General features: G+C 68.8%; 12 protein-coding genes. 8 read left to right on the forward strand and 4 right to left on the reverse strand.

Annotated features, from left to right (window positions below):
- Positions 1 to 105 precede the first annotated feature (105 nt).
- Entirely contained in the window at positions 106 to 2259 is a 2154-nt protein-coding gene (locus OHS16_RS09315; RefSeq protein WP_328540777.1) for a discoidin domain-containing protein, read from the forward strand.
- Between the two features lie 86 nt (positions 2260 to 2345).
- Here OHS16_RS09315 and OHS16_RS09320 read toward each other — a convergent pair whose 3' ends face one another.
- A complete protein-coding gene (locus OHS16_RS09320) occupies positions 2346 to 3071 on the reverse strand; it encodes a VC0807 family protein (protein ID WP_328536705.1) in 726 nt (241 codons plus the stop codon).
- 163 nt (positions 3072 to 3234) lie between these two features.
- On the opposite strand from OHS16_RS09320, the gene ku reads away from it, so the two are divergent.
- The 5 genes from ku (at position 3235) to OHS16_RS09345 (ending at position 8777) form a co-directional block, all read left to right on the forward strand.
- A complete protein-coding gene (gene ku, locus OHS16_RS09325; RefSeq protein WP_328536706.1) occupies positions 3235 to 4293 on the forward strand; it encodes a non-homologous end joining protein Ku in 1059 nt (352 codons plus the stop codon).
- A 43-nt stretch (positions 4294 to 4336) separates the two neighbouring features.
- Entirely contained in the window at positions 4337 to 5227 is an 891-nt protein-coding gene (gene ligD, locus OHS16_RS09330; protein ID WP_328536707.1) for a non-homologous end-joining DNA ligase, read from the forward strand.
- 268 nt (positions 5228 to 5495) lie between these two features.
- Complete coding sequence (locus OHS16_RS09335) at positions 5496 to 5807, forward strand: zinc-ribbon domain-containing protein (protein WP_328536708.1); 312 nt, start codon at positions 5496 to 5498, stop codon at positions 5805 to 5807.
- A 136-nt stretch (positions 5808 to 5943) separates the two neighbouring features.
- Positions 5944 to 7323: an FtsW/RodA/SpoVE family cell cycle protein gene (locus OHS16_RS09340; RefSeq protein ID WP_328536709.1), complete on the forward strand. Its 1380-nt coding sequence runs from the start codon at positions 5944 to 5946 to the stop codon at positions 7321 to 7323.
- Positions 7320 to 8777 carry a penicillin-binding transpeptidase domain-containing protein gene (locus OHS16_RS09345; RefSeq protein ID WP_328536710.1) on the forward strand — a complete coding sequence of 486 codons (1458 nt, stop codon included), beginning with the start codon at positions 7320 to 7322 and terminating at the stop codon, positions 8775 to 8777. The genes OHS16_RS09340 and OHS16_RS09345 overlap by 4 nt, the downstream gene beginning before the upstream one ends.
- 123 nt (positions 8778 to 8900) lie before the next feature.
- Here OHS16_RS09345 and OHS16_RS09350 read toward each other — a convergent pair whose 3' ends face one another.
- Positions 8901 to 10007, reverse strand: coding sequence for a ferritin-like domain-containing protein (locus OHS16_RS09350; protein ID WP_328536711.1), 1107 nt, complete (start codon positions 10005 to 10007; stop codon positions 8901 to 8903).
- Between the two features lie 129 nt (positions 10008 to 10136).
- Here OHS16_RS09350 and OHS16_RS09355 point away from each other — a divergent pair, with 129 nt between their 5' ends.
- Positions 10137 to 11072 (forward strand): AurF N-oxygenase family protein, encoded by a 936-nt coding sequence (locus OHS16_RS09355; RefSeq protein WP_328536712.1) that lies wholly within the window; start codon positions 10137 to 10139, stop codon positions 11070 to 11072.
- Between the two features lie 304 nt (positions 11073 to 11376).
- Here the strand turns inward: OHS16_RS09355 and OHS16_RS09360 are convergent, their stop codons facing one another.
- On the reverse strand, positions 11377 to 11820 hold the full coding sequence (locus OHS16_RS09360; protein ID WP_328536713.1) for an ester cyclase: 444 nt from the start codon (positions 11818 to 11820) through the stop codon (positions 11377 to 11379).
- Between the two features lie 108 nt (positions 11821 to 11928).
- Positions 11929 to 12486 (reverse strand): YceI family protein, encoded by a 558-nt coding sequence (locus OHS16_RS09365; RefSeq protein WP_328536714.1) that lies wholly within the window; start codon positions 12484 to 12486, stop codon positions 11929 to 11931.
- Between the two features lie 434 nt (positions 12487 to 12920).
- Between OHS16_RS09365 and OHS16_RS09370 the strand changes: the two genes are divergently transcribed.
- Positions 12921 to 14042: a CapA family protein gene (locus OHS16_RS09370; protein WP_328536715.1), complete on the forward strand. Its 1122-nt coding sequence runs from the start codon at positions 12921 to 12923 to the stop codon at positions 14040 to 14042.
- The last annotated feature ends 60 nt before the right edge of the window (positions 14043 to 14102 follow it).

Genomic DNA, 14102 nt, shown 5'->3' on the forward strand with positions numbered 1-14102 from the left:
CGGGTCACTCTCCTGGGAGAGCGCTCTCCGATCCGGCTCCGGGGAGCCGGCCTCCCGCCATTCCCTCTTCCGCAAGGAGAGTAAGTGCCCAGACCCCACGCAGCCATGCCCACGCGACCACGCTCCGGCATGCTGCTGCTCGCCCTCTTCGCCCTGCTCGCCTCGTCGCTCACGTTCTTCGCGGCGCCCCGCGCGGCAGCCGCCGACATCCTGCTCTCCCAGGGGAAACCGGCCACCTCCTCCTCCAACGAGGGAGACGGTCTCGCCGCATCCGCCGCCGTCGACGGGAACCTCACCGGGACCCGCTGGGCCAGTCAGTGGAGCGACCCCCAGTGGCTCCAGGTGGACCTCGGCAAGACCTACAACCTCAGCCGTGCGGTGCTCACCTGGGAGTCGGCCTACGGCAAGGCGTACCAGATCCAGGCGTCCGCGAACGGCACCGACTGGAAGACCCTGACCACGGTCACCGACGGGGACGGCGGTACCGACGACCTGGCGCTCTCGGGCACCGGACGCTATGTGCGGATGTACGGGACCGCCCGCCCGGGCGGCTACGGGTACTCCCTCTGGGAGTTCCAGGTCTACGGCTCGTCCGACACCACCACACCGCCGGCCGGCGGCGCCGTGAAGGTGACCGGGACGCAGGGCAACTGGCAGCTCCAGGTGGGTGGCCAGCCCTACACCGTCAAGGGCCTGACCTGGGGTCCCTCGGTCGCCGACGCACCCAAGTACATGCCCGACGTGAAGTCGATGGGCGCCAACACCATCCGCACCTGGGGCACCGACGGATCGACCAAACCGCTGCTCGACTCCGCAGCGGCCAACGGGGTCCGGGTGATCAACGGCTTCTGGCTGCAGCCCGGCGGCGGTCCGGGCGCCGGCGGTTGCGTCAACTACGTCACCGACACGACCTACAAGAACAACTCGATCACCGAGTTCGCGAAGTGGGTCGAGGCCTACAAGAGCCACCCGGCGACCCTGATGTGGAACGTGGGCAACGAGTCGGTGCTCGGACTGCAGAACTGCTACAGCGGAACCGAGCTGGAGAACCAGCGCAACGCCTACACCTCCTTCGTCAATGATGTGGCGAAGAAGATCCACTCGATCGACCCCGACCACCCGGTGACCTCCACCGACGCCTGGACGGGCGCCTGGCCGTACTACAAGCGCAACGCTCCGGACCTCGACCTGTACTCGGTCAACTCGTACAACCAGGTCTGCGGCGTCAGGGCGGACTGGGAAGCCGGCGGCTACACCAAGCCGTACATCGTCACGGAGACCGGCCCGGCCGGTGAGTGGGAGGTACCCAACGACGTCAACGGAATCCCGGACGAGCCCACCGACGTGCAGAAGGCGGCCGGCTACACCAAGGCCTGGAACTGCATCACCGGGCACAAGGGGGTGGCCCTCGGTGCGACGCTCTTCCACTACGGCACCGAGCACGACTTCGGCGGTGTCTGGTTCAACCTGATCTCCGGCGATCTGAAGCGGCTCTCCTACTACGCCGTGAAGCAGGCCTACGCGGGGTCGACCGCCGGGGACAACACCCCGCCGGTGATCTCCAACATGACGGTCTCGGGGGCCACTTCGGCTCAGTCCGGCAAGGAGTTCAGCGTTCACGCTGACGTCCGCGACCCGGACAACGACCCGATCACATACAAGATCTTCCTCAGCGGCAACTACGCCACGGGCGACAAGGGTCTGGTCGAGGCCAAGTGGCGCTCCACCGGCAACGGCACCTTCGCCGTCACCGCGCCGGACAAACTGGGTGTCTGGAAGGTCTACATCCAGGCCGAGGACGGGCACGGCAACGCCGGTATCGAGACCAAGTCGGTGAAGGTCGTCCCGCCGGCGGCGTCCGGAACCAATGTGGCACTGGGCAGGCCGACCACCGCGTCCTCCTACCAGACCGACCCGACCGGTGGCTGCCCGTGCACCGCGGCGATGGCCACGGACGGGAAGAACGACACCCGCTGGGCCAGCGACTGGAGCGACCCGCAGTCGATCCAGGTCGACCTCGGCTCGCAGAAGGCCATCCACCAGATCCAGTTGATCTGGGACCCCGCGTACGGCAAGTCGTACGAGGTCCAGGTGTCGGACGACGGGACCAACTGGCGTTCCGTCTACTCCACCACCAGCGGAAACGGTGATGTCGACTCCATCGACGTCAGCGCCACCGCCCGCTACGTCAAGCTGAACCTGACGGCGCGCGGCACCGCCTGGGGGTACTCGCTCTACGAGTTCGGCGTCTACAGCTGAGCATCGCTCTCCCCGCAGGGAACACCTGTGGCCGTCCTGCCCAAGGGCAGGGCGGCCACGGATTCGCGTCCTGCCGTCGCCGCGGCTCAGACCGCGGCGGCACGCCCGGGAACGCCGGCCGGTGCGGACTCAGCGGACTCGAAGGTGCTGCCCGGTGCGGAATCAGGGGCGCCGGCCGCATCGGCCGCCACCAGTTGCTGGATGGGGCGGGCCGCGACCGCGCCGCCCACCACCACGGCGGCGGCCACGAAGACCCCCATGATCACGTTGCCGAACCAGACCATGGTGTCGACCGGGACGCTGTAGACAGCGATCACCCTGGTCACACACTCGGCCAGCAGGGCGGTTCCCCAGATCAGCGAGAACGCCTTCTCGGCGCGCCGGAAGCGGGCGGAGGCCACCGAGAGCCGGTCCCAGGCCGCCGTCCTGGCCGGCTCGCCCTTGGTGATCCACGGCTTGAGGCCCGCGGACATCAGCGGCCGTCCGAAGAGCAGAGCGACCAGTACACCGATCCCCACCGTGCTGCTGACGGCGCTGTCCTTCACCAGCATCAGCCTGGCGTCCCCGGTGACCACGCTCAGTGCGAGACCGACGACGTTGACGACCAGGATCAGTGCGGCGAGCGCGTTGACCGTGCGCTCCCCCACGGCGGCCCACACCGTACGAACGGCCGGCAGGACACTGCTCAGGCCGAGGGCAGCGACGGTGCCCACCCCCTCGTACCTGAGGCAGTAGTACGCGGCCATCGGGACCGCGACGTCGACGATGATCGGGCTGAGGCTCTTCTTCCGGTGCTCCGTCGCTGTTTTCATACGTACAGCTTCGCGAAACGCCCCCGGGCGGCGTCAGATGCAGCTGTCCCCTGCTCGCCGGGACATTTGTCATGCCGCGCGGGCGCGGTCACCCCAATGGTCCGCCGAGTGTCGCGGTGCCCTGCTCCGGCATAGCCTGAAGAACCCGGGAGAGGAGCGCGTCATGAGAGCGACCTGGAAGGGAGCCATCTCGTTCGGGCTGGTCACGATTCCGGTCCAGCTCTTCACCGCTGCCGAGGAACATGACGTGCCGCTCCACCAGGTGCACGAGGCGGATGGCTCCCGGGTGCGGATGCGGCGCTTCTGCGAGGCGGAGGACAAGGAGATCCCGTACGCGGAGATCGCCAAGGGGTACGAGGCCCCCGACGGCAGCATGATCACGCTCACCGGTGAGGACCTCGCCGACCTGCCGCTGCCCAGCAAGAAGGTGATCGACGTGCTGGCCTTCGTGGACGCCGACACCATCGATCCGCTGATGTTCTCCAAGGCCTACTACGTCGGCACCTCCGACCGTTCGGCCGGCAAGCCGTATGCCCTGCTGAGAGACGCGCTGACGGAGACGGGACAGATCGCGGTGACCAAGATCGCCCTGCGGTCCCGGGAGTCCCTCGCGGTGCTCCGGGTCCACGAGGACACTCTGGTGTTGCAGACCTGCCTCTGGCCCGACGAGGTACGGCCCGCGGCCGGCGTCGCCCCCGAGGGGGATGTCACGGTGCGGCCCCAGGAGCTCAAGATGGCCAGGTCGCTGATGGAGACACTTTCGGAGGACTTCGACCTCTCGGCGCTGCACGACGAATACCAGGAAGCTCTGCAACAGGTCATCGAGGCACGGTTGCAAGGGGTCGAGCCGCCGCACGAGCAGGCGGCCGCCGCATCCGACGGCACGGTCATCGACCTCATGGCCGCACTGGAGAGCAGCGTCCGGGCGGCGAAGGGATCACGCGGCGACGACTCCGGCGCGGAGGACGGCGAAGGGGGCAAGCACGCCGAGGTCCGGACGCTGCCCGATCGCAAGGGCGCCAAGAAGACAGCGGCGCGGAAGAAGGCAGCCCCGGCGCGCAGGGGCACCGGATCCGCGCCGAAGAAGAGCGCCGGCTCCGCGTCGACGGCCGCCAAGAGCGGCGGTGGCAAGAAGAAGACGGCGGCCGGCACCAAGAAGACCGCGGCGAAGACGGCTGCCAAGAGCCCGGCGAAGAAGACGTCCAAGCGGGCATCCGCCTGAACGGACCCGTCCGTTTCAGGTCATTTCATGTCATTCTCTCTTTATGTCGCCTATCACCGATGTGGAGGGGCGGCGCCTTCCCCTCACCCGGCTCGACAAGGTGCTCTACCCGTCGACGGGCACCACCAAGGGCGAGATCCTGCACTACTGCGCTGGGGTCGCGGGCGCCCTTCTCGCGCATCTGCACAACCGGCCGGTGTCCTTTCTGCGGTACCCGGACGGCCCCGAGGGGCAGCGGTTCTTCACCAAGAACGTGCCGCCGGGGGCACCCGACTGGGTGCAGACCGCTGAGGTACCCCGCTCCCGGGAGAAGTCCGCGCACCAGGTGCTGGTGCAGGACCTGCCGACCCTGATGTGGGCGGCCAATCTGGTGGTCGAGTTCCATACGCCCCAGTGGCAGGCGCAGGAGCCGGGGCGTGCCGACCGGCTGGTCTTCGACCTGGATCCCGGCAGCCCGGCCACCGTCGTGGAGTGCTGCGCGGTGGCGCTCTGGCTGCGTGACCGGCTGGCGGACGACGGGCTGCCCGCCTTCGCGAAGACCTCCGGGTCCAAGGGACTGCATCTGCTGGTCCCGCTGGAACCGGCCCCGTCCGACGAGGTCTCCGCGTACGCGAAGGGCCTTGCCGTCGAGGCCGAGGCGGCCATGCCGGAACTCGCACTGCACCGGATGGCCCGGGCGCTGCGCCCCGGCAAGGTCTTCGTCGATCACAGCCAGAACTCGGCGGCGAAGACCACCGCGGCCCCCTATACCGTGCGGGCGCGTCCGGAGCCGACCGTGTCGGCCCCGGTGACCTGGGAGGAGATCGAGGGCTGCGCCGACCCCGCCGCTCTGGTCTTCCGGATCGGCGACATCGCACCCCGGCTCGAGCGGCACGGCGATCTGCTCGGCCCGCTGCTCGACCCCGGCCGGGCCTGCCCACTCCCCGGCCCCTGACGCGGGTGGCCCATCGCGGCCCGGCGCTGCGCCGTCCCCGCCGACGCCTGATCGCCGCCGCGCCTGTCGTCCGGCTCCGAGCCGCGGCCCCGGCTGCGGCGTGCCGTCGGAGGCGGGCGCGGGATGCCGCGCTCACGCGCGCAGGCGGGCGAGGGCCGCCGGCAGCACCCTGCGGTGCGTCTCCTCGGCCGGCGGGAGACCCGGGTAGTGCCTGCCCTGCCCGGACCCGGTTACGGTGTACCGCCATGACCGGCCAGGAGGGGACAACATGATCATTTTTGGTAGCAGGGGATATATCTACCAGCTGGCGATACTCACGCTGGTGTGCGGCCACTGCGGCAATCCGTCCGCACACACGCTCCGTAAGCGCGTCACCAAGTTCACGCTGTTCTTCGTGCCGCTCTTCCCGTTCTCCACCAAGTTCGCCACCCAGTGCACCTTCTGCGGTGTAGAGAACCGAGTGACCAAGGAGCAGGCCGAGCAGTTGCTCGCGCAGGACGCCGGGCAGCCGCACGGGCCGCAGCAGGGTTACGGACAGCCGGCGCCGCAGCAGCAGGGTCAGAACCCTTACCAGCAGTGAGCCCCGGGGGAGCGGCCCGGCATACCGTGGAGCGCCGGGGCCGCTCCTCGCGGATTGCTCCCCCGGTGGTCCCCACTCAGGCGGCACAAGTGGACATTAACGGATAAACCGCCACGGCCTTGCTACGTTGCCTGCCATGACCGCACCGACGGTGGACGCTCCCCCGCCCGAACCATGTCTGCCGAAGCGGCGGGGCGTCGAGCTCGTCCTGCTGACCGCCGCCGTACTGATCTCCGTCTGCGGTTACGCCGCCGTCGGGCTCACCAAGGACGCTTCGGTACCGGCGGACGCGGCGAGCTACGGCGCGGGGCTCGGCCTGCTCGCGCTGCTCGCTCATCTCGCCGTCCGCGTCCGGGCACCGTACGCCGACCCGCTGCTGCTGCCGATCGCGGTGCTGCTCAACGGCATCGGTCTGGTGCTGATCTTCCGCCTGGATCTGGAGACCCCGCACGACGCCGCCGCACCCACGCAGTTGGTCTGGTCGACCTTCGGTGTGGCGCTGTTCATCGCCGTCGTCGTCCTGCTGCGTGACCACCGGGTCCTGCGGGGTTACGGTTATCTCTCGGTGGCCGCCGCCCTCTGCCTGATGATCGTCCCGATTCTCTTTCCTGCGGTGAACGGCGCGAAGATCTGGATCCGGCTGGGCGGTCTCTCCATCCAGCCCGGTGAGTTCGCCAAAGTCCTGCTCGCGGTGTTCTTCGCCGCGTATCTCGCGGTGAACCATCACGCCCTCTCCTACACCGGGCGCAGGATCTGGGGACTTCAACTGCCGACCATGCGGGTGTTCGCGCCGATCCTGGCGATCTGGCTGATCAGCGTCTGTGTCCTGATCCTGGAGCGCGATCTGGGCACCTCACTGCTGTTCTTCGGCCTTTTCATCATCATGCTGTACGTGGCGACGGGCCGTGGCAGCTGGATCGCGATCGGCATGGTCATGGCCGCCTTCGGGGCGTTCGCGGTGGGCAATCTCGAACCCCATGTGCGCAGCAGGGTCGACGACTGGCTGCACCCGTTCGCCTCCATCGCGGCGGGCGAAGGCGCGGGACAGATCGCCCAGTCCCTGTTCGCGTTCTCCGCCGGCGGCGTCCTCGGCACCGGCCTCGGCATGGGCCACTCCATCCTGATCGGCTTCGCCGCCAAGTCCGACTTCATCCTGGCCACGGCCGGCGAGGAACTCGGCCTGGCCGGGCTCTGCGCGCTGTTCCTGCTGTACGCGCTGATCGTGGAGCGCGGCTACCGGGCCGGGCTCGCCCTGCGGGACCCCTTCGGACGGCTGCTCGCGATCGGGCTCGCCTCGATCCTGGCCATCCAGGTGTTCGTGATCGCGGGTGGAGTCATGGGGCTGATTCCACTGACCGGTATGGCCATGCCGTTCCTCGCCCAGGGCGGCTCGTCACTGGTCACCAACTGGGTGATCGTGGCCCTGCTGATCCGGGTCAGCGACTCCGCCCGAAGACCGCACCCCGAGGCTGTGGAGCCCGGGGTCGTCGTACCGGTCGTGGAGGCCGCGTCATGACCCGTTGCATCCGGCGGGCCGCTGCCTGCTGTCTGCTATTGCTGATCGCGCTGCTGGGCAACGCGGCCCGGGTGCAGGTCGTCCAGGCGGACTCGCTCGACACGAACCAGGCCAACCGGCGTCCGGTCATCACGCGTTACGGGCAGCCACGGGGAAACATCCTGGTCGACGGCAAGGCGGTCACCGGCTCGAAGGACACCGGGGAACAGCTGCGGTTCGAACGGGCCTACCGGGACGGGCCGCTGTACGCACCGGTTACCGGTTACGCCTCCCAGACCTACGGCACGGCGCTGGTCGAGAACGCCGAGGACGGCATCCTGTCCGGTGAGGACGCGCGACTCGCCCCCTTCCCCCTGTGGAACGAGCTGACCCGCACCCAGGAGCCGGGCGGCGATGTGGCCACCACCATCAAGGCCCGGGTGCAGGAGGCCGCCTACTACGGGCTCGACGGCCGGCGGGGCGCGGTCGCCGCGGTGGAGCCGTCCACCGGCAGAATCCTGGCCCTGGTGAGCAGCCCTTCGTACGATCCCGGGCAGATCTCCGGCACCGGCCCCCGGGCTGCCGGGAACTGGGCGAAGCTGAACAGGCTGTCCAGCCGGCCGATGCTCGACCGAGCCATCAGAGAGACCTACCCGCCCGGTTCCGCCTTCAAGATCGTGACGGCGGCAGCCGCACTCGAATCGGGGGCGGTCTCCGACATCGACGAGGACACCGGCACCCCCGATCCCTACATCCTCCCCGGCACCTCGACCGAGCTGCCCAACGAGGCCGAGGGCTGCGCCAACGCCACCCTCAGCTATGCCATCGAGGCTTCCTGCAACACGGTGCTCGCCGGCCTCGGAGTGCGGGTCGGGCTGGGCGGCATGGCCGGCACGGCCAGGAAGTTCGGCTTCAACGACAGCGGCCTCAGGATTCCTTCGGCTGTCGCCCGGAGCAACTTCGACACCGATATGAGCGAGGACCAGCTGGCGCTCTCGTCCATCGGGCAGTTCAACACGACGGCCACCCCCCTGCAGATGGCGATGGTCTCCGCCGCTGTGGCCAACGGCGGTGTCCTGATGCGCCCCCATCTGATCGACCGGACACTCGACCACAACGGTGCCACGATCCGCCGGACCGAGGACAGCACCTACAGCCGGGTGATGGACGATTCCACCGCCGAGCAGCTCCAGCAGATGATGGCCGCTGTGGTGACGGAGGGCACCGGTTCCAACGCGGCGATCCCGGGCGCGACGGTCGGCGGAAAGACCGGCACCGCACAGAACGGCCTTCACAACTCCGGTACGCCGTATGCCTGGTTCATCTCCTGGGCACAGGCCGACGACGCGGCCCGGCCGGCGGTGGCGGTGGCCGTGGTCGTGGAGGACGCTTCGGCTCACCGGGCCGACATCAGCGGCGGAGGGTTCGCGGCGCCGATCGCCAAAGCGGTCATGGAGGCGGCCCTGGAGGACTGAGGCGGTGCTGCCGGCGGCTTCAACTCGGCGCCCGGTGGCGCATACCACCACCGCACAACGGAGACCGTACGGACGGACGCCCGGCACCGGCGCCCGCGGGCGGCCCGGGGATCACGGGACAGCTCAGGCCTGCGCACCGTCCTCGATCGCGGATTCGACCTCGGCGACCCGCTCGTGCTCCTCCTGTGCGAACCGCTCCTTGTCCAGCTGCTCGGCGATCTCCTCGTCCTGGGTCATGAGCAGGTCCAGGTTGGAGTTGCCCATCTCGAAGACGCCCATGTCGACATACGCCTTCTGCAGCCGCTCACCCCAGAGCCCTATGTCCTTGACGCACGGCACGATCCGGCTGAAGAGCAACTGCCGGAAGAGCTGCAGGAACTCGGAGTTCTCCGAGAGTTCTTCGGCTTCCTTCTTCGGGATGCCGAAGTTCTCCAGGACCTCCACGCCGCGCAGCCGGTCACGCATCAGGTAGCAGCCCTCGATGACGAATTCCTCGCGCTCGCGCAGCTCCGCGTCGGTCAGCTGTTTGTAGTAGTCGCGCAGCGCCATCCGGCCGAAAGCCACATGGCGGGCCTCGTCCTGCATGACGTACGCCAGGATCTGCTTGGGCAGCGGCTTGTCCGTGGTGTCGCGGATCATGCCGAAGGCGGCCAGCGCGAGCCCTTCGATGAGGACCTGCATGCCCAGATACGGCATGTCCCAGCGGGAGTCGCGCAGGGTGTCGCCGAGCAGTGCCTGGAGGTTGTCGTTTATCGGGTAGAGCATCCCGAGCTTGTCGTGCAGGAAGCGGCCGTAGATCTCGGCGTGCCGGGCCTCGTCCATCGTCTGGGTGGCCGAGTAGAACTTCGCGTCGAGATCCGGCGCCGACTCCACGATCCGGGCGGCGCACACCATGGCGCCCTGCTCACCGTGCAGGAACTGGCTGAACTGCCAGGAGGTGTAGTGCTTGCGCAGTTCGCCCTTGTCACGGTCGGTCATCTTGGCCCAGTAAGGCGTTCCGTAGAGCGTCATGGCCTCGTCGGGGGTGCCGAGCGGATCGTACGGGTCCACCTCGAGGGACCAGTCGATACGCTTCGCGCCGTCCCACTGCTTGTCCTTGCCCTTCTGGTACAGGGCGAGCAGACGGTCGCGGCCGTCGTCGTACTCCCAGCTGAAGCTGGCCGAACCTGACGCGGGAATCTGCCAGTTGGGCGCCACCGGGCCGTTGGTGTAGAGCTCATGCGTCGACATACCTGGCAGGCTCACACGTTGGTAGACGCCGGGTCAACAAGTCGCGCACAGGGGATTGACACAACTTACTGACAGGCAGTCTCATAAGACGTAACCTACGGTAACACTGAGCGTGAGGTGCCCCCAGAGATGACGACCGCGACCGAAAGCGAAGTTCTCCGCGACGCCCTCGGCCTGCTCAAGGACCGTGAGCAGATAGCCCGGCGGCTTCTGGAATCGTCGGCGAAGCACTCCTTCGAACCCGACAAGGAGCTCGACTGGGAGGCTCCGGTCGAGGACGGCAAGTGGTTCTGGCCGCCCGAGCTGGTGTCGCTGTACGACACCCCGCTCTGGCGGAAGATGTCGGAGGACCAGCGCATGGACCTCGCCAGGCACGAGGCCGCATCGCTCGCCTCACTCGGCATCTGGTTCGAGATCATCCTGATGCAGCTGCTGGTCCGGCACATCTATGACAAGTCGGTGACCAGCGATCACGTGCGCTACGCGCTGACCGAGATAGCCGACGAGTGCCGGCACTCGATGATGTTCGCCAGGATGATCAAGAAGGGCGGGGCGCCGTCGTACCCGGTGCCGCGGCTTTACCACAACCTGGCGCGGATCCTGAAGACCGTGTCCACCACACCCGGTTCGTTCGCCGCCACGCTGCTGGGCGAGGAGATCCTCGACTACATGCAGCGGCTGACGTTTCCCGACGAGCGGGTGCAGACCCTGGTGCGCGGAGTGACCCGCATCCATGTCATCGAAGAGGCACGCCATGTCCGCTACGCCCGTGAGGAGCTGCGCCGCCAGATGGTCACCGCGCCGCGCTGGGAGCAGCACCTCACCAGGGTCAGCTGCGGGGAGGCCGCCCGTGTCTTCTCCACCTGCTTCATCAACCCGGAGGTGTACACGAATGTCGGTCTTGACCGACGGGAGGCCGTGGCCCAGGTCAAGGCGAGCGGTCACCGGGCCGAGGTGATGCAGAGCGGCGCCAAACGGCTGACCGACTTCCTGGACGACATCGGCCTGCTCCAGGGGGTGGGCCGCAGGCTCTGGGTCGGCTCAGGGCTGCTGGCCCGGACCTGACCGTCACCAGCCCCCGGCGCCTGACGAGCCATCGCCTGCGCCGCGGCCGGGGCCGGCCACAGCCTGCCGGGCAGGTCACTGGCTGGAGGGCTTCCGCCGTCCGGTGACGGGGAGGCTCGGGTGGCGTCGAGTACACCGGCGCGCCGCCGATGTCACCCAGTCCGACCTTCGCCACCTGCTGCGGAAGTCCTCCGCATCGGCCCGGTTCTCCGAACGCCGGCCGAGCACCGAGGTCTTCGTCTGGCGTACGACGCCGGCATCGGCGAGCACTCCGGACGTCACTCCACCGGGCTCCGTTGCCGCGTCATGAAGATGTTCCGGGAGCCACACCGAGCTGCCGCATCTGCGCAAGGATGTCGACGACCCCCCAGGTCTCAGCGACCCGGTCGCCCGCGAAGCGGAAGATGAAGATCTCGTCGTAACTGACGGACCTTCCGGTGGGCGGGAGGCCCATGTACTCGCCCTGGTGGGTCCCGGTGACCGTGTTCCTGCAGACGACCATGTTCCCCTCGGCGATCATGTCCTCCGCCGCGATGTGAAGGTCGGGGAAGGCCTGGAGGAGCCGCCCGAACACCTCCTTCAGCGCTTGTACCCCCGTCGCTTCGACCGGCAACGGCGTGCGGATCAGTACGCCGGGCTCGAAGACCTCGCCGATCGTCTTCAGGATGAGCTCCGCGTCGCCGCTGTTGACGGCCTCATGCAGGCGGCTGAGCGTTTCCTTGTTGGCGGACCGCCGGGCTGCTGACATGTGATTCTCCTCGGATCGCAAGGAACATTCGGGGGGGCGCCGGCAGCGGGCCTCCGCACACCGCGTGGGGGCGTGGCTGCCGGTGAGGGACAGCCATTGCGGGCTCGGTCACTGCTGGAGAACGGCCTCGATCTCGAGGCTGATCGACACCCTTTCGGCGACCATGCCGCACACACCGTCCATCACGATGTCGATGCCGAATTCGCGCCGGTTGATCTGTGCGATGGCGGAGAAGCCGGCCCGCCGTCCGCCGTCCGGGCCCGGGCCGAACCCGTTCACCTCAACGGCCATCGGCACCTGCCGGGTGACGCCGTGAAACGTCAGCTCACCGTCGATGACCCATCCGTTGCCGGTCCGGCGGATGCCGGTGGAGCGATAGTTCATCGTCGGGTACTTCTCGGTCTCGAAGTAGGCGGCGGAGCGCAGGTGCTTGTCACGCCGGTCGTTGCCGGTGTCGATGGACGCGAGGTCGATCGTCGCGGTGGCCGAGGAACCCAGTGGGTCCTCGGCCGTGACGATCGTGATGTCGTAGCCGGTGAACCGGCCGGGCACCTTGCTGAATCCGAGCTGCCGGACGGAGAAGGCGATCCCGGAGTGCACCGGGTCGGCCTTCCAGGTGCCGATCTGATAGCCGGGGATCGCAGCGGTCGCGGGGGCGGGGTTCATGGCTTCCTCCATCGATCATCGGTGTGGCGACGCTGCCGTGCGGCGCGGACAGGGGTGAGAGCGGCGTGGGCGTGCGGGTGGGCGAACGCGGTCGCTTCCCCGCCGGTCCGCGAGGACCGGCAGCACCGACCCGGCGCCGGCGCGGACATCGCGTACGGCGACCTGGTTCCGGCCGCGGGCGGGTGACCACCACGGGTGGACCCGGCCACGGGCTTCGTCCCTCATACACAGGCGACGAACGAGCACCCGCCCGGGGGACAGCCCGGGCCGGAGTTCTTCGAGCCGGGCCGTCCGGGAACCGCAGCAAGAGCGCCCTGGGCCACCGCCGGGCCGGGGCCGTCATGGAGCCACCCGATGACGTACTCCCGGACCACGGCCACCCAGCCGCACGCCGGCCCGAAGAGAAAGCTCCGTGAGGCGGCTACGGTGAAGGCATGGACGGCACGGTGACGCTGTTCCTGTGCGGGGATGTGATGCTCGGGCGCGGCGTCGACCAGATCCTCCCGCACCCGGGTGATCCGGCGCTGCGGGAGAGTTACGTCGCGGACGCCCGCTCCTATGTCGCGCTGGCGGAGGCGGCGGGCATCCCGATCCCCGCCCCTGTCGTCCCGTCCTGGCCGTGGGGCGAGGCACTGCGGGTACTGGAGGATGCCGCTCCGGACGTCCGGATCGTCAATCTCGAGACATCCGTGACGCGCAGTGACGATTTCGCTCCCGGGAAAGCGGTCCACTACCGAATGCACCCCGACAACCTGCCTGCCCTGACAGCAGCGCGGCCCGACGTGTGTGCCCTGGCCAACAACCATGTACTCGACTTCGGCCGCCGGGGTCTCGACGAGACGCTCCGCTCGCTGACGAGTGCGGACCTGCGGGTGGCGGGCGCGGGGCGGAGCGCCGACGAGGCGTACGCGCCCGCGACGGTGCCGTTCGGCGGCGGTGGTCGATGCGGCCGGGTGCTGCTGTTCGCCCTCGGGGCACGTTCCAGCGGCGTACCGCAGGACTGGGCCGCGACAGCGGACCGGCCGGGTGTCGCCCATGTCCCCGAGTTGTCGGCCTCCGCGGCCGCCGAAACGGTCCATCGCGTGCGGCAGGCGAAGCGTCCGGGCGATATCGCGGTCGTCTCCGTGCACTGGGGATCCAGCTGGGGCTACCTCGTCCCCCGTGAGCAGGTCCGGTTCGCGCACGCCCTGGTGGACGGCGGCGTCGACCTCGTCCACGGGCACTCCTCGCACCACCCCCGTCCCGTCGAGGTGTACCGCGACCGGCTCATCCTTTACGGCTGTGGTGACTTCATCGACGACTACGAGGGCATCACCGGACACGAGGAGTACCGCGACGACCTCCGGCTCGCCTACCTCGTGTCGGTGCACGCGGACGCGGATGCCGGATCACTGGCCGATGTGCGCATGGTGCCCCTGCGGAGCGTCGGCATGCGGCTGGAGCCCGCTGCGGCCGAGGACCGCCACTGGCTGCACGCGACACTCGACCGGATCAGCGGCGGCGTACACGTCACCCTGGAACCCGACGGCACCCTGGGACTCGCGCACGCACCGTAACTCCCGCCGGGCCGCTACCAGGTTGGGGCGGACCGAGGTATCCGCGGCGTGCGCGGCCTT

The sequence above is a fragment of the Streptomyces sp. NBC_00344 genome, from assembly GCF_036088315.1.
In the GTDB taxonomy this organism is placed as follows: Bacteria; Actinomycetota; Actinomycetes; order Streptomycetales; family Streptomycetaceae; genus Streptomyces.

Coding starts and splice junctions, on each gene's coding strand:
- OHS16_RS09315 (WP_328540777.1), top strand. CDS start 106: ATGCCCACGCGACCACGCTCCGGCATGCTGCTGCTCGCCCTCTTCGCC.
- OHS16_RS09320 (WP_328536705.1), bottom strand. CDS start 3,071: ATGAAAACAGCGACGGAGCACCGGAAGAAGAGCCTCAGCCCGATCATC.
- ku (WP_328536706.1), top strand. CDS start 3,235: ATGAGAGCGACCTGGAAGGGAGCCATCTCGTTCGGGCTGGTCACGATT.
- ligD (WP_328536707.1), top strand. CDS start 4,337: ATGTCGCCTATCACCGATGTGGAGGGGCGGCGCCTTCCCCTCACCCGG.
- OHS16_RS09335 (WP_328536708.1), top strand. CDS start 5,496: ATGATCATTTTTGGTAGCAGGGGATATATCTACCAGCTGGCGATACTC.
- OHS16_RS09340 (WP_328536709.1), top strand. CDS start 5,944: ATGACCGCACCGACGGTGGACGCTCCCCCGCCCGAACCATGTCTGCCG.
- OHS16_RS09345 (WP_328536710.1), top strand. CDS start 7,320: ATGACCCGTTGCATCCGGCGGGCCGCTGCCTGCTGTCTGCTATTGCTG.
- OHS16_RS09350 (WP_328536711.1), bottom strand. CDS start 10,007: ATGTCGACGCATGAGCTCTACACCAACGGCCCGGTGGCGCCCAACTGG.
- OHS16_RS09355 (WP_328536712.1), top strand. CDS start 10,137: ATGACGACCGCGACCGAAAGCGAAGTTCTCCGCGACGCCCTCGGCCTG.
- OHS16_RS09360 (WP_328536713.1), bottom strand. CDS start 11,820: ATGTCAGCAGCCCGGCGGTCCGCCAACAAGGAAACGCTCAGCCGCCTG.
- OHS16_RS09365 (WP_328536714.1), bottom strand. CDS start 12,486: ATGAACCCCGCCCCCGCGACCGCTGCGATCCCCGGCTATCAGATCGGC.
- OHS16_RS09370 (WP_328536715.1), top strand. CDS start 12,921: ATGGACGGCACGGTGACGCTGTTCCTGTGCGGGGATGTGATGCTCGGG.